The sequence below is a fragment of the Streptomyces sp. NPDC058375 genome, from assembly GCF_042723425.1.
In the GTDB taxonomy this organism is placed as follows: Bacteria; Actinomycetota; Actinomycetes; order Streptomycetales; family Streptomycetaceae; genus Streptomyces; species Streptomyces durocortorensis.
Genome location: NZ_JBHXJG010000443.1, coordinates 1 through 2,757, shown reverse-complemented (window position 1 = coordinate 2,757; position 2,757 = coordinate 1). Strand labels below are relative to the sequence as shown.

The following is a 2,757-nucleotide window of genomic DNA, read 5'->3' as shown; positions in this document are numbered from 1 at the left end:
GCCCCGCCCCATGTCCGGGTCCTGCCCGGCGCTCTGTGTTCCGCTGTCAGATCCGCCCGCGCGCCAGTCGGGTCAGCGGGCCCGTCGGGGGCTTGGCGGTCGAACGGCCGATGGCGAACGCCGCTCCGGCGACACCGGCCACGCCTGCGGCGGCTCCGGCGGCGACCGCCTTGCGGTGCTTGACGACCGTCCAGGCCGTGGTGGCCGCACTCGCGGCCTTGGCGGCGTTGGCGGTCACGGCCTGCTGCCCGCTCTGGAGACCGGCGGCCGCGGCACGGCCGACGCGCCGAGTGGTCTCACCGGCCGCCCGCGCACTGTTCGAGGCCGAATCCTTGGCGTCCTCGGCCGCGGACACCGCCTCGTCGGCCGTCGCGTCAGCCTGCTTGCCGGCCTTCTCCGCGGTGGCGCCGGCCGTCTTGCGGGCCGAGGCGGCTGACTTCCGGGCGGTAGTGGTGGTGGTCCTGCCCTTGCTCGGGGTGGAGTTCTTCGCGTTCTTGTCGTCAGTAGTCATGGCCTCCTCCTTGCCTTGGGTGGTGTGATGAAACCTGGATCCGGCTCGTTCAGGCGCCGTTGTGCGGCAGCAGTGAGCCGAGCGGCCCGAGGTCGAGATTGAGGTCGTCCATCGTCAGGTCGTAGCGGTCGCACAACTCCGTCATACGTTCGTGCAGGATCATCAGCGTCATGCCGATCCGCTCCTCCTGGGGCTCGCTCAGGTCGCCCTGGTCGACGCGGTGGATCGCGGTGCGCTCCATGAGCTGGCGGAGCAGCTCGACGATGGTGAGCACCAGCTTGATGAGGTCCCGCTCCACGGTGTCCGGGTCGGTGTGCAGGCGCTGGGCCGCCGCCGATGTGCGGTGGTCGTCCGGCTGCGCGGGGCTGAGCCCGAACGCCTGGGCCGCGGCACGCGCCACCTCCTCGGCGGCCGCGGCAGGCGTGCCCGCCGTGCCCGGTGCGCGGTCGGCTCCGGTCGCCGCGCCCGCCCTGCCCGGTGCGCGGTCGGCTTCTGTCATCGTGCCCGCCACGCCTCGCGCTCGGTCGTCTTCGGTCATCGTGTCCACCTCCTCGCCGGGGTGCTTCGTCGGGTGCGGAACCTTCGCTCGGGTGCGTAACCGGTGGGCGGCCTCACCACGGCGCCGGCTCCTCACCGGTGATCGACCGGATCACCGCTCGCAGGTTGATGTGGACGAGATCAACGTCGGCGATGGACAGAACGAGGTCCCCGGTGAGGACGGCCCCGCCGTTCAGCAGGCGGTCCAGGAGGTCGATCAGGGCGATGGGCGGGCCGCCCCGGGGCTCGCTCTCGCCGAGAACGCCGCCGATGATGTCCGTGCTCACCGTGGACCGCCGCCGTCCGCGCCCTCCGCCGTCACGGCGGTGGCGAACGAGTAGGGCGCCCACGGTCCCGTCACCTCGACCGCGACCCCGGGCACGTCCTCGGCCAGCGCGGAGATCTCCCGGCGGAGCTGCTCCGTGTGCTCCCGGGGGACGAGATAGGCCTCGTTGGCGACGTTCACCCCGGGCCGGGAGGCGAGCTGTCCCTGCTGCGGGCGGTGCACCGCCCGTGAGGCGGCCACCCCCTCCGCCAACCGCGCGGCACGGGCGGCCAGTTCGGATGCCGTCCGGTAGGCGTCCTGGCTGTCGCGCTGCTGCGCCTGACGCTGCCGCAGATAGGCGCGGCCCGCCCCGGCGCCCGACGGGGCCGCGGTGGCCGGCGCCGGCGCGGCGGCCGTACGGGGGTCGGCGTAGACCTTCACCCCCAGCTCGACGTGGCCCTCCAGGCGGCCCAACAGCTCCCGGAACTCGCTGCGTTGTCGGACCAGCATGTCGGCCACGCGGGCATCGTCCAGATAGACCGTGGCCAGCCGCATCGGCAGCACGGAGGTCTCCGCGAACGCGGCGTCCACCACCGCGTGGTGGGCCCGGGCCACCGCTTCGAGCCGGTCCAGGTCCTCCATCTGCGCGGTGAGGCCCTGCTCGCTGAAGGTGTCCGCCGGTACGGCCGAGACGAGTGCGCACAGCCCGCCCCCTTCGACGGGGCGCAGGGGCCGGCCGTCCACACCCGGCAGCCGGGCGGCGAGCCCGTCCAGGGCGGGGCCCGCACGGCCCACGGCGTAGACGTAACTCATCTCCCCCACGCCCGCGCCCGGGGCGCCGACTGCTGCGTTCGGTGCGGTGTTCATCGTCGCTCCTCCTCTTCGAGCTCTTCGACCGGGGCCGCCTGGGCGCCCGCCGCAGCGGAGCCCGGGATCCCGGCCGCCGACCGCAGACGGGCCAGTTCGGCGCGCAGTTGCTCGTTCTCCTCGGCCAGCGCGTCCCTCCCGCCCCCGGCACCGGTCTCCCGTACGGGGCGGGTCTCGGTCTCCCGCGCGGGGCGGGCCCGGGAGGAGAGCGAGGGGTCGTGCTCCCACCAGTCGATGCCCATCTCCTTGGCCTTGTCGACGGAGGCGACGAGCAGGCGGAGCTTGATGGTGAGCAGTTCGATGTCGAGCAGGTTGATCTGGATGTCACCGGCGATGACGATGCCCTTGTCCAGCACCCTTTCCAGGATGTCGGCGAGGTTGGCCGACGAGCCCTGCTGCCCGTATGCCGGGCCGGCCCCCCGGGGCGGGGCCGGCAGCCGGCCGGCGAGTGAATCGGACACGGTGTCTCACGCCTTTCCGTGGGGTGTCGGTGCGGCTCTGTGCGCGGGCCCGGTGACCGGCCGCCGGGGGGGTGGCCGGGGGCGGTCACCGGGGGGGCTGTGGGCGGGGGCCGGCC

At 73.9% G+C, this 2,757-nt stretch carries 5 protein-coding genes; all 5 read right to left on the bottom strand.

The window, feature by feature from the left end; all coding sequences use genetic code 11:
• Positions 1-46: 46 nt before the first annotated feature.
• The 5 genes from ACFWM7_RS34805 to ACFWM7_RS34785 all read right to left on the bottom strand — a co-directional run bounded on the left by ACFWM7_RS34805 (position 47) and on the right by ACFWM7_RS34785 (position 2,641).
• Positions 47-511: a hypothetical protein gene (locus ACFWM7_RS34805; protein ID WP_383268655.1), complete on the bottom strand. Its 465-nt coding sequence runs from the start codon at positions 509-511 to the stop codon at positions 47-49.
• Between the two features lie 49 nt (positions 512-560).
• A complete protein-coding gene (locus tag ACFWM7_RS34800) occupies positions 561-1,049 on the bottom strand; it encodes a gas vesicle protein K (protein WP_383268653.1) in 489 nt (162 codons plus the stop codon).
• Positions 1,050-1,122: 73 nt separating this feature from the next.
• On the bottom strand, positions 1,123-1,335 hold the full coding sequence (locus ACFWM7_RS34795) for a gas vesicle protein (RefSeq protein ID WP_383268650.1): 213 nt from the start codon (positions 1,333-1,335) through the stop codon (positions 1,123-1,125).
• Complete coding sequence (locus tag ACFWM7_RS34790) at positions 1,332-2,180, bottom strand: GvpL/GvpF family gas vesicle protein (RefSeq protein WP_383268647.1); 849 nt, start codon at positions 2,178-2,180, stop codon at positions 1,332-1,334. The genes ACFWM7_RS34795 and ACFWM7_RS34790 overlap by 4 nt, the downstream gene beginning before the upstream one ends.
• Positions 2,177-2,641, bottom strand: a complete 465-nt coding sequence (locus ACFWM7_RS34785; RefSeq protein ID WP_383268645.1) for a gas vesicle protein — start codon at positions 2,639-2,641, stop codon at positions 2,177-2,179. Before ACFWM7_RS34785 ends, ACFWM7_RS34790 begins: the two co-directional genes overlap by 4 nt.
• Between the last annotated feature and the right edge of the window lie 116 nt (positions 2,642-2,757).